General features: G+C 69.0%; 11 protein-coding genes and 1 pseudogene. 8 read left to right on the forward strand and 4 right to left on the reverse strand.

Annotated elements, in window-relative coordinates; all coding sequences use genetic code 11:
- From ACWDUD_RS11875 to ACWDUD_RS11890, 4 genes and pseudogenes are all read right to left on the reverse strand, one after another.
- Positions 1-90 (reverse strand): annotated as a pseudogene (locus ACWDUD_RS11875) (type I methionyl aminopeptidase); the annotation flags it as partial.
- 40 nt (positions 91-130) lie between these two features.
- Complete coding sequence (locus ACWDUD_RS11880) at positions 131-970, reverse strand: mycofactocin-coupled SDR family oxidoreductase (RefSeq protein ID WP_197256794.1); 840 nt, start codon at positions 968-970, stop codon at positions 131-133.
- Positions 971-1029: 59 nt separating this feature from the next.
- Positions 1030-2310, reverse strand: coding sequence for a cytochrome P450 (locus tag ACWDUD_RS11885; protein WP_450109442.1), 1281 nt, complete (start codon positions 2308-2310; stop codon positions 1030-1032).
- Positions 2311-2341: 31 nt separating this feature from the next.
- Positions 2342-2542, reverse strand: a complete 201-nt coding sequence (locus tag ACWDUD_RS11890; protein WP_450109443.1) for a ferredoxin — start codon at positions 2540-2542, stop codon at positions 2342-2344.
- 141 nt (positions 2543-2683) lie between these two features.
- Here ACWDUD_RS11890 and ACWDUD_RS11895 point away from each other — a divergent pair, with 141 nt between their 5' ends.
- The 8 genes from ACWDUD_RS11895 to ACWDUD_RS11930 all read left to right on the forward strand — a co-directional run bounded on the left by ACWDUD_RS11895 (position 2684) and on the right by ACWDUD_RS11930 (position 14813).
- Positions 2684-3301, forward strand: coding sequence for a TetR family transcriptional regulator (locus ACWDUD_RS11895; RefSeq protein WP_450109444.1), 618 nt, complete (start codon positions 2684-2686; stop codon positions 3299-3301).
- A gap of 88 nt (positions 3302-3389) precedes the next feature.
- Complete coding sequence (locus ACWDUD_RS11900) at positions 3390-5420, forward strand: cytochrome c oxidase assembly protein (protein WP_450109445.1); 2031 nt, start codon at positions 3390-3392, stop codon at positions 5418-5420.
- Positions 5421-5490: 70 nt separating this feature from the next.
- Entirely contained in the window at positions 5491-6612 is a 1122-nt protein-coding gene (locus tag ACWDUD_RS11905) for a lipase family protein (RefSeq protein ID WP_450109446.1), read from the forward strand.
- Between the two features lie 84 nt (positions 6613-6696).
- A complete protein-coding gene (gene ettA, locus ACWDUD_RS11910; protein WP_450109447.1) occupies positions 6697-8370 on the forward strand; it encodes an energy-dependent translational throttle protein EttA in 1674 nt (557 codons plus the stop codon).
- A complete protein-coding gene (locus ACWDUD_RS11915; RefSeq protein ID WP_450109448.1) occupies positions 8363-8794 on the forward strand; it encodes an acyl-CoA thioesterase in 432 nt (143 codons plus the stop codon). The genes ettA and ACWDUD_RS11915 overlap by 8 nt, the downstream gene beginning before the upstream one ends.
- 102 nt (positions 8795-8896) lie before the next feature.
- Complete coding sequence (locus ACWDUD_RS11920) at positions 8897-13687, forward strand: NAD-glutamate dehydrogenase (protein WP_450109449.1); 4791 nt, start codon at positions 8897-8899, stop codon at positions 13685-13687.
- Between the two features lie 3 nt (positions 13688-13690).
- Positions 13691-14125 (forward strand): acyl-CoA thioesterase, encoded by a 435-nt coding sequence (locus ACWDUD_RS11925; protein WP_420752208.1) that lies wholly within the window; start codon positions 13691-13693, stop codon positions 14123-14125.
- Positions 14118-14813 (forward strand): hypothetical protein, encoded by a 696-nt coding sequence (locus tag ACWDUD_RS11930; RefSeq protein WP_450109450.1) that lies wholly within the window; start codon positions 14118-14120, stop codon positions 14811-14813. Before ACWDUD_RS11925 ends, ACWDUD_RS11930 begins: the two co-directional genes overlap by 8 nt.
- Positions 14814-14820 lie beyond the last annotated feature (7 nt).

Here is a 14820-nt window from a genome sequence, read left to right on the forward strand (position 1 = left end):
GACGTCGGTGAGCCGGTTGTCGGGAAGCATCGCGGCGATGCCGGCCTCCATCGACAGCCGCGTCGCCTCGCTCAGATCGGCGTCGGCCGGCTCCAGCCGCCACAAAGGCACACCGGCGCGAAGCGCACCGCTACTTCAGGGTGCTGCCTGCATCCACCGTGAGCGTGAGCCCGGTGACGTAGCGGGATTCGTCGGAGGCCAGGAACAACACCGCGTTGCTGATGTCCTCCGGTTCCACCCAGCCGATCGGCAGGACGTGCATCATCTGGGTGACGACCTTCATGTCCTCCGGCCCCGGGTTCTCGAGGTCGGGGCGGAACATCTTCATCGTCTCCTCGTTCATGAACATCGGGGTGTTCACGTTGGTGGGGTGGACGGTGTTGACGCGGATGAAGTGCTGTCCCAGTTCGACGGCGAACGTGCGCATCAGCCCGACCACGCCGTGCTTCGCGGCGATGTACGGCCCCATGGTCGGGTAGGCCTTCAGCCCGCCCACCGAACTGGTCAGGATGATCGAACCACCGTTTCCTGCCGCAATCATGTGCGGCACAGCGGCTTTCACCGATTTCCACACACCGGACAGGTTGATGTCCATCATCTCCTGCCAGTCCACCTCGTCGGTCTGGTCGAGGCTGAAGCCGCCGGTTCCGATCCCCGCATTGGCCGCGACGATGTCGAGCCGGCCCAGCTGTGCGACGCCGTCGTCGACCGCGGCCTTCAGCGCGTCGAAGTCGCGGACGTCCACCTGGGCGCTCACGATGCGACGGTTCAGGCCCTTGACGAGCTCCACGGTCTCGGCCATGTCGTCCGGGGTGGACGGGGCGATCAGCGCGCCTTCCCGGATCGGACCGCAGATGTCGATCGCGATGATGTCGGCGCCTTCCTGCGCCAGCCGCACCGCGTGGCTGCGTCCCTGCCCACGGGCCGCGCCCGTGACGAACGCGACCTTGCCTTCTACTCTCCCTGCCATGGAATGCCTTTCGTGTTGCGCCTCGAGCGGCCGCTCGAAGCGATGCCGGGGGTTTGCCGCTAGTTCGACGGGGTGAACTCGATGTGGAGTTCGGTGAGTCCGCGCAGCAGGAACGTGGGTTCGTAGGTGTACCGGCGGTCGGTCGCCGGCCCGTGCTCGGTTTCGGAGAGCCGGATCTCGCTCATCCGATCGAGCAGGCGATTGAGGGTGATCTGGCCTTCGATGCGGGCCAGCGGTGCCCCCGCGCACGTGTGGAGTCCGCGGCCGAACGCGATGTGGTCGTGGGCGTTCGGCCGGTCGAAGCGGAACTCGTTCGGATCCTCGAACTTGCGCGGATCACGGTTCGCGGCCGCGAGACTCAGCATCACCACGGTCCCGGCCGGGATGTCGACATCACCGATCGTGGTGGTCTTGCGGGCGAGGCGGAAATCGACCTTCGTCGGGCTGTCGAAGCGGAGGGACTCCTCGATGAAGGGCCGGATGAGGCTGCGGTCCTCACGCAGGATCTTCTGGTATTCCGGTCGCTCGCCGAGGACCCGCAGTGCCGAGCTGAGCAGCTTCGTCACGGTCTCCTGACCGGCCGCGAACAGGAAAGTCGCGGGCCGTACGACCTCGATGATCTCGGGGATCGAGCCGTCCGGGTAGGTAGCGGTGGCGAGGCCGCTGAGGATGTCGCCTCGGGGCTCGCGTCGCCGCTCGGTGAGGTAGCCGCTGAAACGATCGTCCAGGTATTCGAGCGGATTGATACCGACCGGCTCGCCGTCGAGGGCGCCGACCCGCGCGCCGGGCCGTGCGTCCGCACCCAGCGCCCGCCGGAACTCGTCGCGGTCCTCCTGCGGGACACCGAGCAGATCGGCGATGGCCAGCGTCGCAAAGGGTTTGGCGTACTCGCCGAGGAATTCACAGCGACCGTTGTCGATGAATTCGTCGAGTTGCTCGTTCGCGAGCGTCCACAGATACTCCTCGTTCTCCTTCAGGCGTTTCGGAGTGAGGAGCCGGCCCAGCAGCGCGCGGGCCTTCGTGTGATCGGGCGGATCCATCGTGACGAGGTGCTCGAAGATCGGGAACTGGTGACGGTGCGCTTCGATCTGCTCCGTGATGTCGTCGCCTTCGGGCATGAACGGTAGCGGGGGGAACGGCCCGCCGATCGAGTTGACCGCCGAGAGGGCGTCGCTGTTCTTGAAAGCCTCGACCACCTCCTGGTGGCCGGTGACGACCACGACGCCGTAGTGCGGTTCGCGGTAGACCGGGTTTCGGTCCCGGAGCTGATCGAAGTACTCGAAGGGGCTTTGTGCGACCTCTCCGTCGGAGAAGTAGTCGACTGATGCGAGATCGGTCATCGGAATGCCGGCCTTTCGATTCGGGCAGTGGCTATGTCTCGGTGAAGCTGATGGCCTGGCGAGGGCAGGCACTGGCGGCGGATTTCACCTTGGGCCACAACGCTTCCGGTGGTGATTCGTCGCAGTGGGCGAGGTCGTCGTCGCCGAGGTCGAAGACCTCCGGTGCGATCTCGGTGCACAGGGCGTGCGCCTCGCAGAGATCGTGATCGACGTGCAGTCGTATCGGTGGCATGGGTGCTCCACAGGGTGAGTGCGGGCTGGAACCGGCGGCGTGGGTGTTTCCGATCGCCCCGTCGCCGCGTCGGAGCCGAGTAACCTTGTTACTGGGCATACGATAACCGGGTTACCACTATGCGGCAAGGAAATTCACAAAATGGAGAATGCTGATGTGGAGGGCGGGGTCGACCGGACCTCGGACCGACTCCTCGACACCGTCGTCGAACTCCTCGAAAGCGGGGGATACGACGCGGTCCAGCTACGCGAGGTGGCGCGGCGCGCCCGCACCTCGCTGTCGACCATCTACAAGCGCTACCCGACGCGCGACGAGCTGATCCTCGCCGCGATCGAACGCTGGATGGCGGAGAACCACTCCGGCATCGTCAAGCAGAGCCGCGATCCCGGCGAGCCGTTGCACCCGGCGATGATGCGGGTGATGCGGGCGATCTTCGAACCGTGGGTGCAGCACCCGGCGATGCTCCTCGCCTACTTCCGGGTGCGGACCGCACCCGGCGGCGAAACCCTCGCCCTGCGGGGTTTCGACGTGGTCGTGCCGGTCGGCCAGGCGGTCCTGTCGGACGTGGACCCCGACTTCGTCGCCGAACTGGAATCGATCCTGTCGAGCCTCGTCTACGGGCTGGTGGGGCGATACCACGACGGGCACATCGCGATCACCGACATCATCCCCACGATCGATCGCACCGTCTTCTGGCTCACGACCGGATACGAATCGACGCTCCGGAACGGGAACCCGGTGCCCACGCGAGCGGAATGACCGCCGGAGCGAACGGGGTCGTGACGGCGGACACTGTGCTCCGACGTCGTGTCGTAGGGGACTCCGGGCACGTCCTACCCTGGTAGCCATGGCAGCACCCGAGCTCGCGCAGCCCGAATCCGAACCCACCTCCGCCCCACGATCGGGCACGACTGCCCTGTATGTCGTGTTCGGCGTCATTTCGGCGATCGTCGCGGCGATCGTGGTCGGACTGTCCGCGTCGCAGGCGCTCGTGCTGCTCGGTATCCCCGATCCCGGCCCGCTCACCACCTACGGGCTGCCGGCGGTCCGGGGTGTCGCGGAGATCGCCGCGGTCGCCACGATCGGTTCGCTGTTCTTCGCGGCCTTCCTCGTGCCCCCGCAACGCAGCGGCGTGCTCGACGTCGACGGCTACCGGTCGGTGCGGACCGCCGGGGCGGCGGCGCTCGTATGGGCCCTGTGCTCGGCGCTGCTGGTGCCGCTGACCCTGTCGGACACCTCCGGGCAGCCGCTCGGGGAGGCGATCAAGCCGGTGAACATGTGGCGGGCCGTCGGGCAGGTCGAGGTCGCGTCGGCGTGGGCGTGGACGCTCGTCCTCACCGTCGTGCTGGCGATGCTGATCCGTTTCGCGGTGCGCTGGGCGTGGGTGCCCTACCTGCTGCTGCTGTCCCTGATCGCGCTCCTGCCGATCGCCCTGACCGGGCACTCCTCCTCGGGCGGCTCGCACGACATGGCCACCAACAGCCTCGTGCTGCACCTGGTGGCGGCCGCGGTGTGGGCCGGCGGCCTGTTCGCGTTGTTCGTTCACGCGCGCCGCGGCGGTGACCACACCGATCTCGCGGCCCGCCGGTTCTCGGTCGTCGCCGGCATCGCGTTCGTGGTGATGGCGCTGAGCGGCATCGTCAACTCCGCCGTGCGGGTGCCGTTCGACGATCTCCTGACCACGACCTACGGACGGCTCGTCATCGCCAAGGCCGTTGCCCTGATCCTGATCGGCATCCTCGGCTGGGCGCAGCGCCGCCGCGCGCTGCCGGCCCTCGAGGCCGACCCCACCAGCCGCGGCGCCCTGGTCCGGTTCGCGGCGGTGGAAACGATCCTGCTCGCGGCGACGGTCGGCCTGGCCGTCGGACTGGGACGCACCCCACCGCCCGCCCCCGCGACGTCGCCGAGCGTCCTCGAGGTGGAACTCGGCTACAACCTCGACGGCCCGCCCACCTTCGCGAACCTGTTCTTCGGCCCGTGGCGGTTCGACCTGATCTTCGGCACCGCGGCCGTCGTGCTCGCCGCCGCGTACGCGCTCGGCATGTGGACGCTTCGCAAGCGCGGCGACTCCTGGCCGGTGGGCCGGGCGATCGCCTGGTTCAGCGGATGCTTCGTGCTGCTGGTCGCGACGTCCTCGGGTGTCGGGATGTACTCGCCGGCGATGTTCAGCGTCCACATGGGCGCGCACATGGCGATGTCGATGCTCGCTCCCGTGCTGCTCGCGCTCGGCGGTGCGATGACGCTCGCGCTGCGCGCGTTCAAGCCGGCCGGCCGCGACGGGGCGCCCGGCCCGCGCGAGTGGATCCTCGAATTCCTGCACAGCCCGCCGTCACGGTTCTTCACCCATCCGCTCGTGGCGTCGGTGATGTTCGTCGGCGGCTTCTACGCGCTGTACCTGGGTGGCATCTTCGAATCCTCCGTCGACAGTCACGCCGCGCACGTGCTGATGAACCTGCACTTCCTGATGAGCGGCTACCTCTTCTACTGGGTGGTGATCGGCGTCGACCCGTCCCCGCGGGACGTGCAGCCGGTGACGAAGCTGGCGATGGTGTTCGGTTCGCTGCCGTTCCACGCGTTCTTCGGCGTCACGCTCATGAGCATGGGCACGGTGATGGCCGAGACGTACTACCGCGGCCTGGCGCTGCCGTGGAACGAAGACCTGTTCTCCGACCAGAAGGTCGGCGGCAGCATCGCGTGGTCCGCGGGCGAGATCCCGCTGGTGCTGGTGATGCTCGCGCTGCTCGTGCAGTGGTCGCGCAGCGACGAACGCGTCGCGCGGCGCGTCGACCGGGCCGCGGAGCGGGACCACGACGCCGAACTCGCCGCGCACAACGCGATGTTCGCCGAACTCGCCCGCCGCGACCGCGAAGGCCGCTGAGAACCGGGCCCCGAACCGGTCCGCGTCTGCCACGCTGAGAGCGGCAGATCGGCGGACACGGGGGTGGGCGATGGGTCGGGTGCGGGTCGGGTTCGCGACGGTTCTGGGCGCGGTGGTCCTCTGTGCGGCGCTGTCACCGACAGCCGGTGCCGACCCGGTCCCCGGCTCGGTGATCGACGTGCGGCCGCTGCCCGCCGAGCTGTCGGTGCCGGGGGCCGCGGTCGCCGAGCGCATCGAATACCGCACGCAGTGGCGGTCCGGCGCCCCGGCCGTCGGGACCGGGGTGCTGTTCCTGCCGCCGGGCCCCGCACCCGCCGAGGGCCGTCCGGTGGTGGCGTGGGCGCACGGGACGTACGGCATCGCCGACGACTGCGCACCGTCGGTGCGACCGCGCGGACCCCGCGACACCGCCTACCTCGATCACTGGCTCGCGCAGGGATACGCGGTGGTCGCGGCGGACTATCCCGGGCTGGGGACCGAGGGCATCCACACCTACCTGGACGGTCCGAGCGCCGCGAACAGCATCGTCGACATCGTCCGCGCGGCCCGCGCGGTCGAACCCTCGCTGTCGGACCGCTGGGTGGTGATCGGCCAGTCCCAGGGCGGGCACGCGGCCCTGCACACCGCGCACGCGGCCACCGCCCGCGCCCCCGAACTGGACTTCCGGGGCATGGTCGCGACGGGCGCGCCGTCGAACCTCGAGCTGCTGTACCCGCTCGGTTTCCCCGGTTTCCCCGACCTCGGTCTCGAGGGGCTGACCGCCTACACCGGCTACCTGTTCGCGGGGCTCCGGGCGGCACGCTCCGACCTGGACGTGAACAGCTTTCTCTCACCTCGCGGTGTCGAGCTGCTCGAGGCCGCCGAGACGCTCTGCTACGAGGAGTTCGACGAGCGGTACGGAGACGTGAAGGTGGGGGAGTTGCTCTCCCGGCCGCTCTGGGACGAACGGTTCCGGTCGGTGTTCGCCGACTACGTGGGGGTTCCGACCCGCGGCTACGACCGTCCCCTGTTCATCGGCCAGGGGGTGCGCGACACGATGGTGCCGCCGCCGCTGTCGGTGAAGCTGGCCGCCGACCTCACCGCGGGCGGCGCCGACATGCGGTTCCGGCCGTATCCGGGCGATCACGACGACACGATGTTCGCGTCGCTGCCGGACACGACGCCGTTCGTGGCGGGGTTGTTCGCCGGATAGCTACTCCGGCCGTGCGTGCGCTCGCGGGCCGGGGAGAAAGTCCAGGATGTGGGTTCCCACGCCCGGCCCGATACGCTGGTACGCATGGCGGAGTTTATCTACACGATGAAGAAGGTGCGCAAGGCGCACGGTGACAAGGTCATCCTCGACGATGTCACCATGAGCTTCTACCCGGGAGCCAAGATCGGTGTCGTCGGACCGAACGGCGCGGGCAAGTCGTCGATCCTGAAGATCATGGCCGGGCTGGATCAGCCCAGCAACGGCGAGGCATTCCTCGACCCGGAAGCGACCGTCGGCATCCTGCTGCAGGAACCTCCGCTCAACGAGGAGAAGACGGTCCGGGGCAACGTCGAGGAGGGTCTCGGCGAGATCAAGGTCAAGCTCGACCGGTTCAACGAGATCGCCGAGCTCATGGCCACCGACTACTCGGACGAGCTGATGGAGGAGATGGGCAAGCTCCAGGAGGAGCTCGACCACGCCAACGCGTGGGACATCGACTCGCAGCTCGAGCAGGCGATGGACGCGCTGCGCTGCCCGCCGCCGGACGAGCCGGTCACCCACCTCTCCGGTGGTGAACGCCGCCGTGTCGCGCTGTGCAAGCTGCTGCTGAGCAAGCCGGACCTGCTGCTCCTCGACGAGCCCACCAACCACCTCGACGCCGAGTCCGTGCTGTGGCTCGAGCAGTTCCTCGCGTCCTACCCGGGCGCAGTGCTGGCCGTCACCCACGACCGGTACTTCCTCGACCACGTCGCGCAGTGGATCTGTGAGGTCGACCGCGGCAAGCTGCATCCCTACGAGGGCAACTACTCCACCTACCTGGAGAAGAAGGCAGAGCGCCTCGAGGTGCAGGGCAAGAAGGACCAGAAGCTCCAGAAGCGCCTCAAGGAGGAGCTCGAGTGGGTCCGCTCCGGCGCCAAGGCCCGGCAGACCAAGAACAAGGCGCGTCTGGCCCGCTACGAGGAGATGGCCGCCGAAGCCGAGAAGCACCGCAAGCTCGACTTCGAGGAGATCCAGATCCCGACGCCGCCGCGCCTGGGCAACGTCGTCGTCGAGGTCGAGCACCTGGACAAGGGCTTCGACGGCCGGGTTCTCATCAAGGACCTGTCGTTCACCCTGCCGCGCAACGGCATCGTCGGTGTGATCGGCCCCAACGGCGTCGGCAAGACCACCCTGTTCAAGACCATCGTCGGTCTCGAGCAGCCCGATTCGGGCACCGTCAAGGTCGGCGAGACCGTCAAGCTCAGCTACGTCGACCAGACCCGCGCGAACATCGACCCCAAGAAGACCGTGTGGGAGGTCGTCTCGGACGGGCTCGACTTCATCGAGGTCGGCCAGAACGAGATGCCGTCGCGCGCGTACGTGTCGGCGTTCGGGTTCAAGGGCCCGGATCAGCAGAAGCCGGCGGAGGTTCTTTCCGGTGGTGAGCGCAACCGCCTGAACCTCGCGCTGACCCTCAAGGAGGGCGGCAACCTGATCCTGCTCGACGAGCCGACCAACGACCTCGATGTCGAAACCCTCAGCTCGCTGGAGAACGCGCTGCAGCAGTTCCCGGGTTGCGCCGTCGTGATCTCCCACGACCGCTGGTTCCTGGACCGCACCTGCACCCACATCCTCGCGTGGGAGGGCAACGTCGAGGAGGGCAAGTGGTTCTGGTTCGAGGGCAACTTCGAGGCGTACGAGGCCAACAAGATCGAGCGTCTCGGCGCCGAGGCCGCCCGCCCGCACCGGGTCACCCACCGGAAGCTGACGCGTGACTGACCCGCGCGTGGCCGACCGGGGCGGCAAGGCGTTCGCCTGCGAGCTCGAGGTGCGCTGGGCCGATTCCGATCGGCTCGGGCACGTGAACAACACCAAGTTCGTCGAGTACATGCAGGAGGCGCGGATCAAGTTCTTCCGATCCGCACCGTTCGAGCCCCTGCCGGTCGTCGTGCGCAAGACCGACGTGGAATTCCTGCGGCCGCTCAAGGACGAGTCGGGTCCGATCACCGTCACGGTGACGGTGCTGCGGCTCGGCACCACGTCCTACACGCTCCGGCACGTCGTCACCGACGTGCACGGCAACGTGTGCGGACTCGGTGACGCGGTGCTGGTCGGGTTCGACCCGGCCACCGACTCCGCCCGGGCGCTCACCGACGACGAGCGCCGGATGCTCGGCGAATACCTGGCCGTAGCCGTCGGCTGACGCTCGTTTCCCTCCTCGGACGCCACGCCGCGGATAGGCTCGACTTCGGGCCTGTCCGCGGCGTTCGCGTTTGCGCAGCAGATCCGAGTGAGGAGGGTCATCATGGCCGAGTCGCCTGCATCGCAGCATGTTTCGTCGGATGTCGAGGTACTGGAACGGGCATATCGACAGGGCGGCGGCGAGCTCACCGATCTGCGCCGTGCGATTCAGGCGCATCTGGAACTGGGCCGGCACCGCCCGTCGGGTACCGCCGTGACGCACGTGTACCGGGCCGGGCGCCGCGACGGGATCGGTCCGGCAGTGCAGATCGTCACCGACGACATGCCGCTGTTGGTGGAGTCGGTGACGTCCCTGCTGGAGCGCCTGGGTGTCACCGTCGGCGAGGTCGTGCACCCGATCTTCGGGGCCCGGCGCGGACCGACGGGGGAGCTGGTCGCGCTGACCACCGTCCCGGCGGGAGCCGACGACGCCACCGCCGAATCGTGGATCCACGTGCAGCTGCACCCCACCACGACCGATTCGGCGCTCGACGCCGTGGACGCCGAGCTTCCGGTGGTGCTCGCCGATGTCCGCCAGGTGGTGACGGACACCGACGCCATGCAGGATCGCAGCCGCGAACTCGAGGCGTACCTGGAGGCGCTCGCCACCGACCCGCCGGGCGCGCGCACCGCCGAGGAGCTGACCGAGACGGCGGCGCTGCTGCGCTGGCTGGGGGAGGGCAACTACGCCCTCCTCGGCTACCGCCAGTACAACCTCGGGGACCCGGACGAGCACGGTGCGCGCCCGATCCACCCGGTACCGGGCAGCGGCCTCGGTCTGCTCCGCGACCAGGTGACACACGATCCGATCGATCTGCCGGCCGTCGCGGAACCGGCGGACCGTCCGCTGCTGGTGCTCACCGAGGGCTCGCTGCCGGCGACCGTGCACCGGTCGGTGTACCCGTACTTCGTGGACGTGGCGAACCTCGACGACGACGGCCGCATCGTCGGCGAGCACCGGTTCCTCGGGGTGCTCACGGTCACCGCACTGCACGAGAACGTCCTCGACATTCCGATGCTGTCGCGCCGGGTACGCGGTGCCATCGCCCGGGCGGGCGTGCCGATGTCCTCGTTCACCGGGCAGGCGATGCTCGAGATCATCCAGTCGATGCCGCGGATCGAGTTGTTCTCGATGAACACCGACAGCCTGTACCGGACCGTGTCCTCGGTCGTGGGGATGCGTCGTCAGGTCCGGCTGTTCGTGCGCGTCGATCCGTTCGGCCGGTACGTCTCGTGCCTGGTGTATCTGCCGCGCGACCGCTACACGACCCGCGTCCGCGTCGCGATGCAGCAGATACTGTTGCGCGAATTCGGCGGGGGGACACTCGATTACACGGCCCGTGTCACCGAGGGTGATCTTGCGCAGCTGCACGTGACGATCCGTTCGGCGGTCGGTGCACCCGACGTCCGGGTCGACACGACCGAAGCCGAACGGCTGCGCATCCAGGGTCTGCTCGCCGAGGCCAGCCGCAGCTGGGACGACCGGCTCGCCGAGATCGCCGCGGACGACCCGACCATCGATCCTGCGCTCGTGAAGCGCTATTCGGACGTCTTTCCCGACGCGTACAAGGAGGACTTCGACCCGGCGCACGCCCTCGCCGACGTGGCGCGCCTCGAGGCGTTGCGGGCGGACTCGATCGACATGCTGCTGTACCGCCCCGACGACGCCGTGCCGCGCCGGTGGCGTTTCGCGCTTTACATCGGCAGCGAGGGCATCACGCTGAGCCGGGTGCTGCCGGCGCTGCAGAGCCTCGGTGTCGACGTCGTCGACGAGCGGCCGTACCAGATCATCCGCGCGGACCGGATGAGTTGCTGGATATACGATTTCGGGCTCGACATGCCGGTCGACGTGGATCCGGAATCTGCGATGCCGCAACGCTTCACCGACGCCTTCGAGGCGGTGTGGCACGGGGCCGTCGTCGTCGACCGGTTCAACGAACTGGTCCTGCGTGCGGGGCTGACCTGGCGCCGGGCCGCGATGCTGCGCGCCTACGCGAAATACCTGAAGCAGGCGGGCTTCCCGTACAGCGAGTACCGCATCGCCGGGGTGCTGCTCGCCGCCCCCGCCACCACCGGTCTGTTCGTCGAACTGTTCGAGACGATGTTCGATCCGGAACTGCTCCCGGCGGTCTCGGCGGCCCGTGAACGCGACCTCGTCGCGGCACTCGAGCGGGCGATCGACGCCGTCACGGGTCTCGACGCCGACCGCATCCTGCGCGGGCTGTTCGCGCTGATCCGGGCCACCCTGCGCACCAACTACTTCGTTCCGGTCGACGACCGGGACGCGATGGGACGCATCCTGACGTTCAAGCTCGATCCCAGCGAGATCGACGAACTACCGCGTCCCCGGCCGAAATTCGAGATGTTCGTCTATTCGCCCGAAGTCGAGGGTGTGCACCTGCGGTTCGGTCCGGTCGCGCGTGGCGGGCTGCGCTGGTCCGACCGCCGCGAGGACTACCGCACCGAGATCCTCGGTCTCGCCAAGGCTCAGGCCGTCAAGAACGCGGTGATCGTGCCGGTCGGCGCCAAGGGCGGCTTCGTGGTCAAGAGGCCCGTCGCCCCCACCGGGGACCCCGCGGTCGACCGTGTCGCCGTCCGCGTGCAGGGCGAACGCTGCTACCGCCGGTTCGTCGGCGGCATGCTCGAGATCACCGACAACCTCGACCGAGGCACCAACCAGGCGATTCCGCCCGCCCGGGTCGTGCGCCGCGACGGCGACGACCCCTACCTCGTCGTCGCCGCGGACAAGGGCACCGCGTCGTTCTCCGACCTCGCCAACGAGGTTGCGCGCGAGCATCGCTTCTGGCTCGACGACGCGTTCGCCTCGGGGGGTTCGGCCGGATACGACCACAAGGCGATGGGCATCACCGCGCGCGGGGCGTGGGAGAGCGTCAAACGCCACTTCGCCGAATTCGGCCTCGACACGCAGACACAGGACTTCACCGTCGTCGGCATCGGCGACATGAGCGGTGACGTGTTCGGCAACGGGATGCTGCTCAGCGAACACATCCGGCTCGTCGCCGCGTTCGACCACCGGCACATCTTCCTCGACCCGGACCCCGACGCGGCCCGCTCCTACGCCGAACGACGCCGGCTGTTCGAACTGCCCCGGTCCTCCTGGGCGGACTACGACCCGAAGCTGATCGGTACCGGCGGTGGGGTGTGGGAACGCACCCGCAAGTCGATTCCGCTCGCGCCGGAGGCCCGGGCTGCGCTGGGCCTACCCGACGAGGTCACCGAACTGCCTCCGCCCGAGCTGATCCGCGCGATCCTGCGCGCCCCCGTCGACCTGCTGTGGAACGGCGGCATCGGCACCTACGTCAAGGCCCACACCGAAACGCACGCGGACGTCGGAGACAAGAGCAACGACGCGGTCCGCGTCGACGGCGACGAGATCCGGGCGCGGGTGGTGGGGGAGGGCGGCAATCTCGGTGTGACCCCCCGCGGCCGCATCGAATACGCCCGCGCCGGCGGCAAGATCAACACCGACGCGATCGACAACTCCGCCGGGGTGGACTGCTCCGACCACGAGGTCAACATCAAGATCCTGCTCGATTCGATGGTCGCCGCCGGGGAACTGCCGGAGTCCGAACGCAATCCGCTGCTCGAATCCATGACCGACGAGGTCGCCCGGCTCGTCCTCGCCGACAACATCGCCCAGAACGGGGTGCTCGGCGTGTCCCGGGCGTCGGCACCGGCGCTCCTCGGGGTGCACCAGCGCCTGATCAACGCCCTCGTCGCCGAACGCGGCCTCGACCGGACCCTCGAGGCGTTGCCGGACAACGAGGAGATCGAACAGCGGCTCGAGGCCGGTGAAGGACTGACCTCACCCGAGTTGTGCACGTTGCTCGCCCACGTCAAACTCGCCCTCGTCGAGGACCTGCTCGAGACCGACCTGCCCGACAGCGAAACGTTCGCCACCCGGCTGCCCGGCTACTTCCCGGAGCCGCTGCGGCAGCGGTTCCGCAACGGAATCAAGGCGCATCCGCTGCGCCGGCAGATCGTCGCGACGATCCTCGCGAACGAGACCGTCGACAACGGCGGCATCACCTACGTGTACCGGCTGAGCGAGGACGCCGGGGCGTCGAGCACGGACGCGATCCGTGCCTACGCGGCCGCCACCGAGATCTTCGGGCTGCCGCAGTTGTGGACGCGCATCCGCAGCGCCGACATCCCCACCGACGTCGCCGACGACCTGCTGCTCGAATCCAACCGGGTGCTGGACCGGGCGTCGCGGTGGCTGCTGTCGAACCGGCCGCAGCCGCTGGCCGTCGGCGCCGAGATCGCCCGCTACCGGGCGCCGTTCGCGCAGCTGGCCCCGCGGGTGGGGGAATGGATGCGCGGCCACGTCCGCGAGGACCTCGGCGACCGGATGGCGCCGCTGCTCTCCCGGGGTGCCCCCCGCGCACTCACCGAGGACGTGTTCCGGCTGCTCGACCAGTTCCCGCTGCTCGACGTCATCGACATCGCCGACATCGTCGAACGCGACGAGGAGATCGTCGCCGAGCTGTACTACGCGATGGACGCGCACCTCGGTGTCGACCGGCTGCTGTCGGCGGTCTCCGAACTCGACCGGGGCGACCGGTGGCATTCGCTCGCGCGGCTCGCGCTGCGCGACGAACTGTACGGATCGTTGCGGGCGTTGACCCGGGACGTGCTCGCCGGCGCCGAACCGGAGGAGACCAGCGTCGAGATGATCGAGGACTGGGAGCTGTCGAACGGGTCGCGGCTCGTGCGTGCGAGGGCGGCGCTCGAGGAGATATTCGCATCTGGAAACCTGGACCTGGCCACGCTGCTGGTGGCGGCACGGCAGATCAGGACCATGGTGCGCGCGGGTGCACCCGATCGGAGGTAGCACGTGAAGGATGCGGCGGAGCAGTTCGGGTTCCGGACCGAGGTGGTGGTGCGCTGGTCCGACATGGACGCCTTCCAGCACGTCAACCACGCGCGGATGGTGACCCTGCTCGAGGAGGCCCGCATCCCGTGGCTGTTCGCCGACGGCCGGCCCACCGTGAACCTGCGCGACGGAGCCGTCATCGCCGACCTGCACGTGCGGTACCGGGGCCAGCTGCGGCACGAGGACAGCCCGCTGGACGTGGTGATGTGGACCGAACAGGTGCGCGCCGTCGACTTCACCATCGGCTACGAGGTGCGGCCCGGTGGCGCGCCCGTCGATACGCCGCCGTCGATCGTCGCGTCGACGCAGATCGCCGCGTTCGACATCGACACCCAGAAGCTGCGCCGACTCACTGCCCCCGAACGAGAATTCCTGCAGCGGTGGCGCCGTGGCTGAGCCGGGACACGCCGAACGGCAGGTCCACATCCCGGACGCGGACGACCGGGCCGACCTGGCGACCTTCCTCGGGCGGGCACTGCGGCTCGACGAATCGACCGTCGTGCGGTTGCACCGCCGGCGCGACGGCCTGCTCGCGGCGTGGGTGCGCACCGGGTTCGACGCCCTGGCCGTGCGAGTGCTGCGCGGTACCGTCACCCCCGCCGACACGTGCGTGGCCGCGGACGGACTGCGTGCGGCACTGACCGCACCCGATGCGGGGGAGAACATCGACCCCGGCTGGGCGGTCGATTCGGCCTGGCGGGGGTCGCTGCCACCGGAGGACGGTTACGTCCACGTCGACGACGTTCCCGCGCGTGTGCTCGTCGATCTCGCCCAGCGCGGCGTCGCGGCGACCCGGGAACAGGGGGCGCAGGGACCGCCGGTGTCGTTGCTCGCGCAGGAGGTGCTCGAGGTCACCGGCGGCGGCCTCACGGTCGGGGTGCCCATGCGGCTGGTGTTCGCGCTCAACGGCATGGGTTTCGTGCCCGTCGGTCCGGCGGGCGCCACCGCGGAGATCGACCTCGCGCGCATCGACCCCGCCGAGGTGGTGCGGGTGCGGGCCACCGCGACGTGGCTGCGGCTCGACGCCCGCTACGGTTCGGTGTACCTGCGACGCGGCGGGGGAATTGGTCTGAACGTGTTGTGACGCAAAG

Source organism: Rhodococcus sp. NPDC003382, assembly GCF_053589135.1.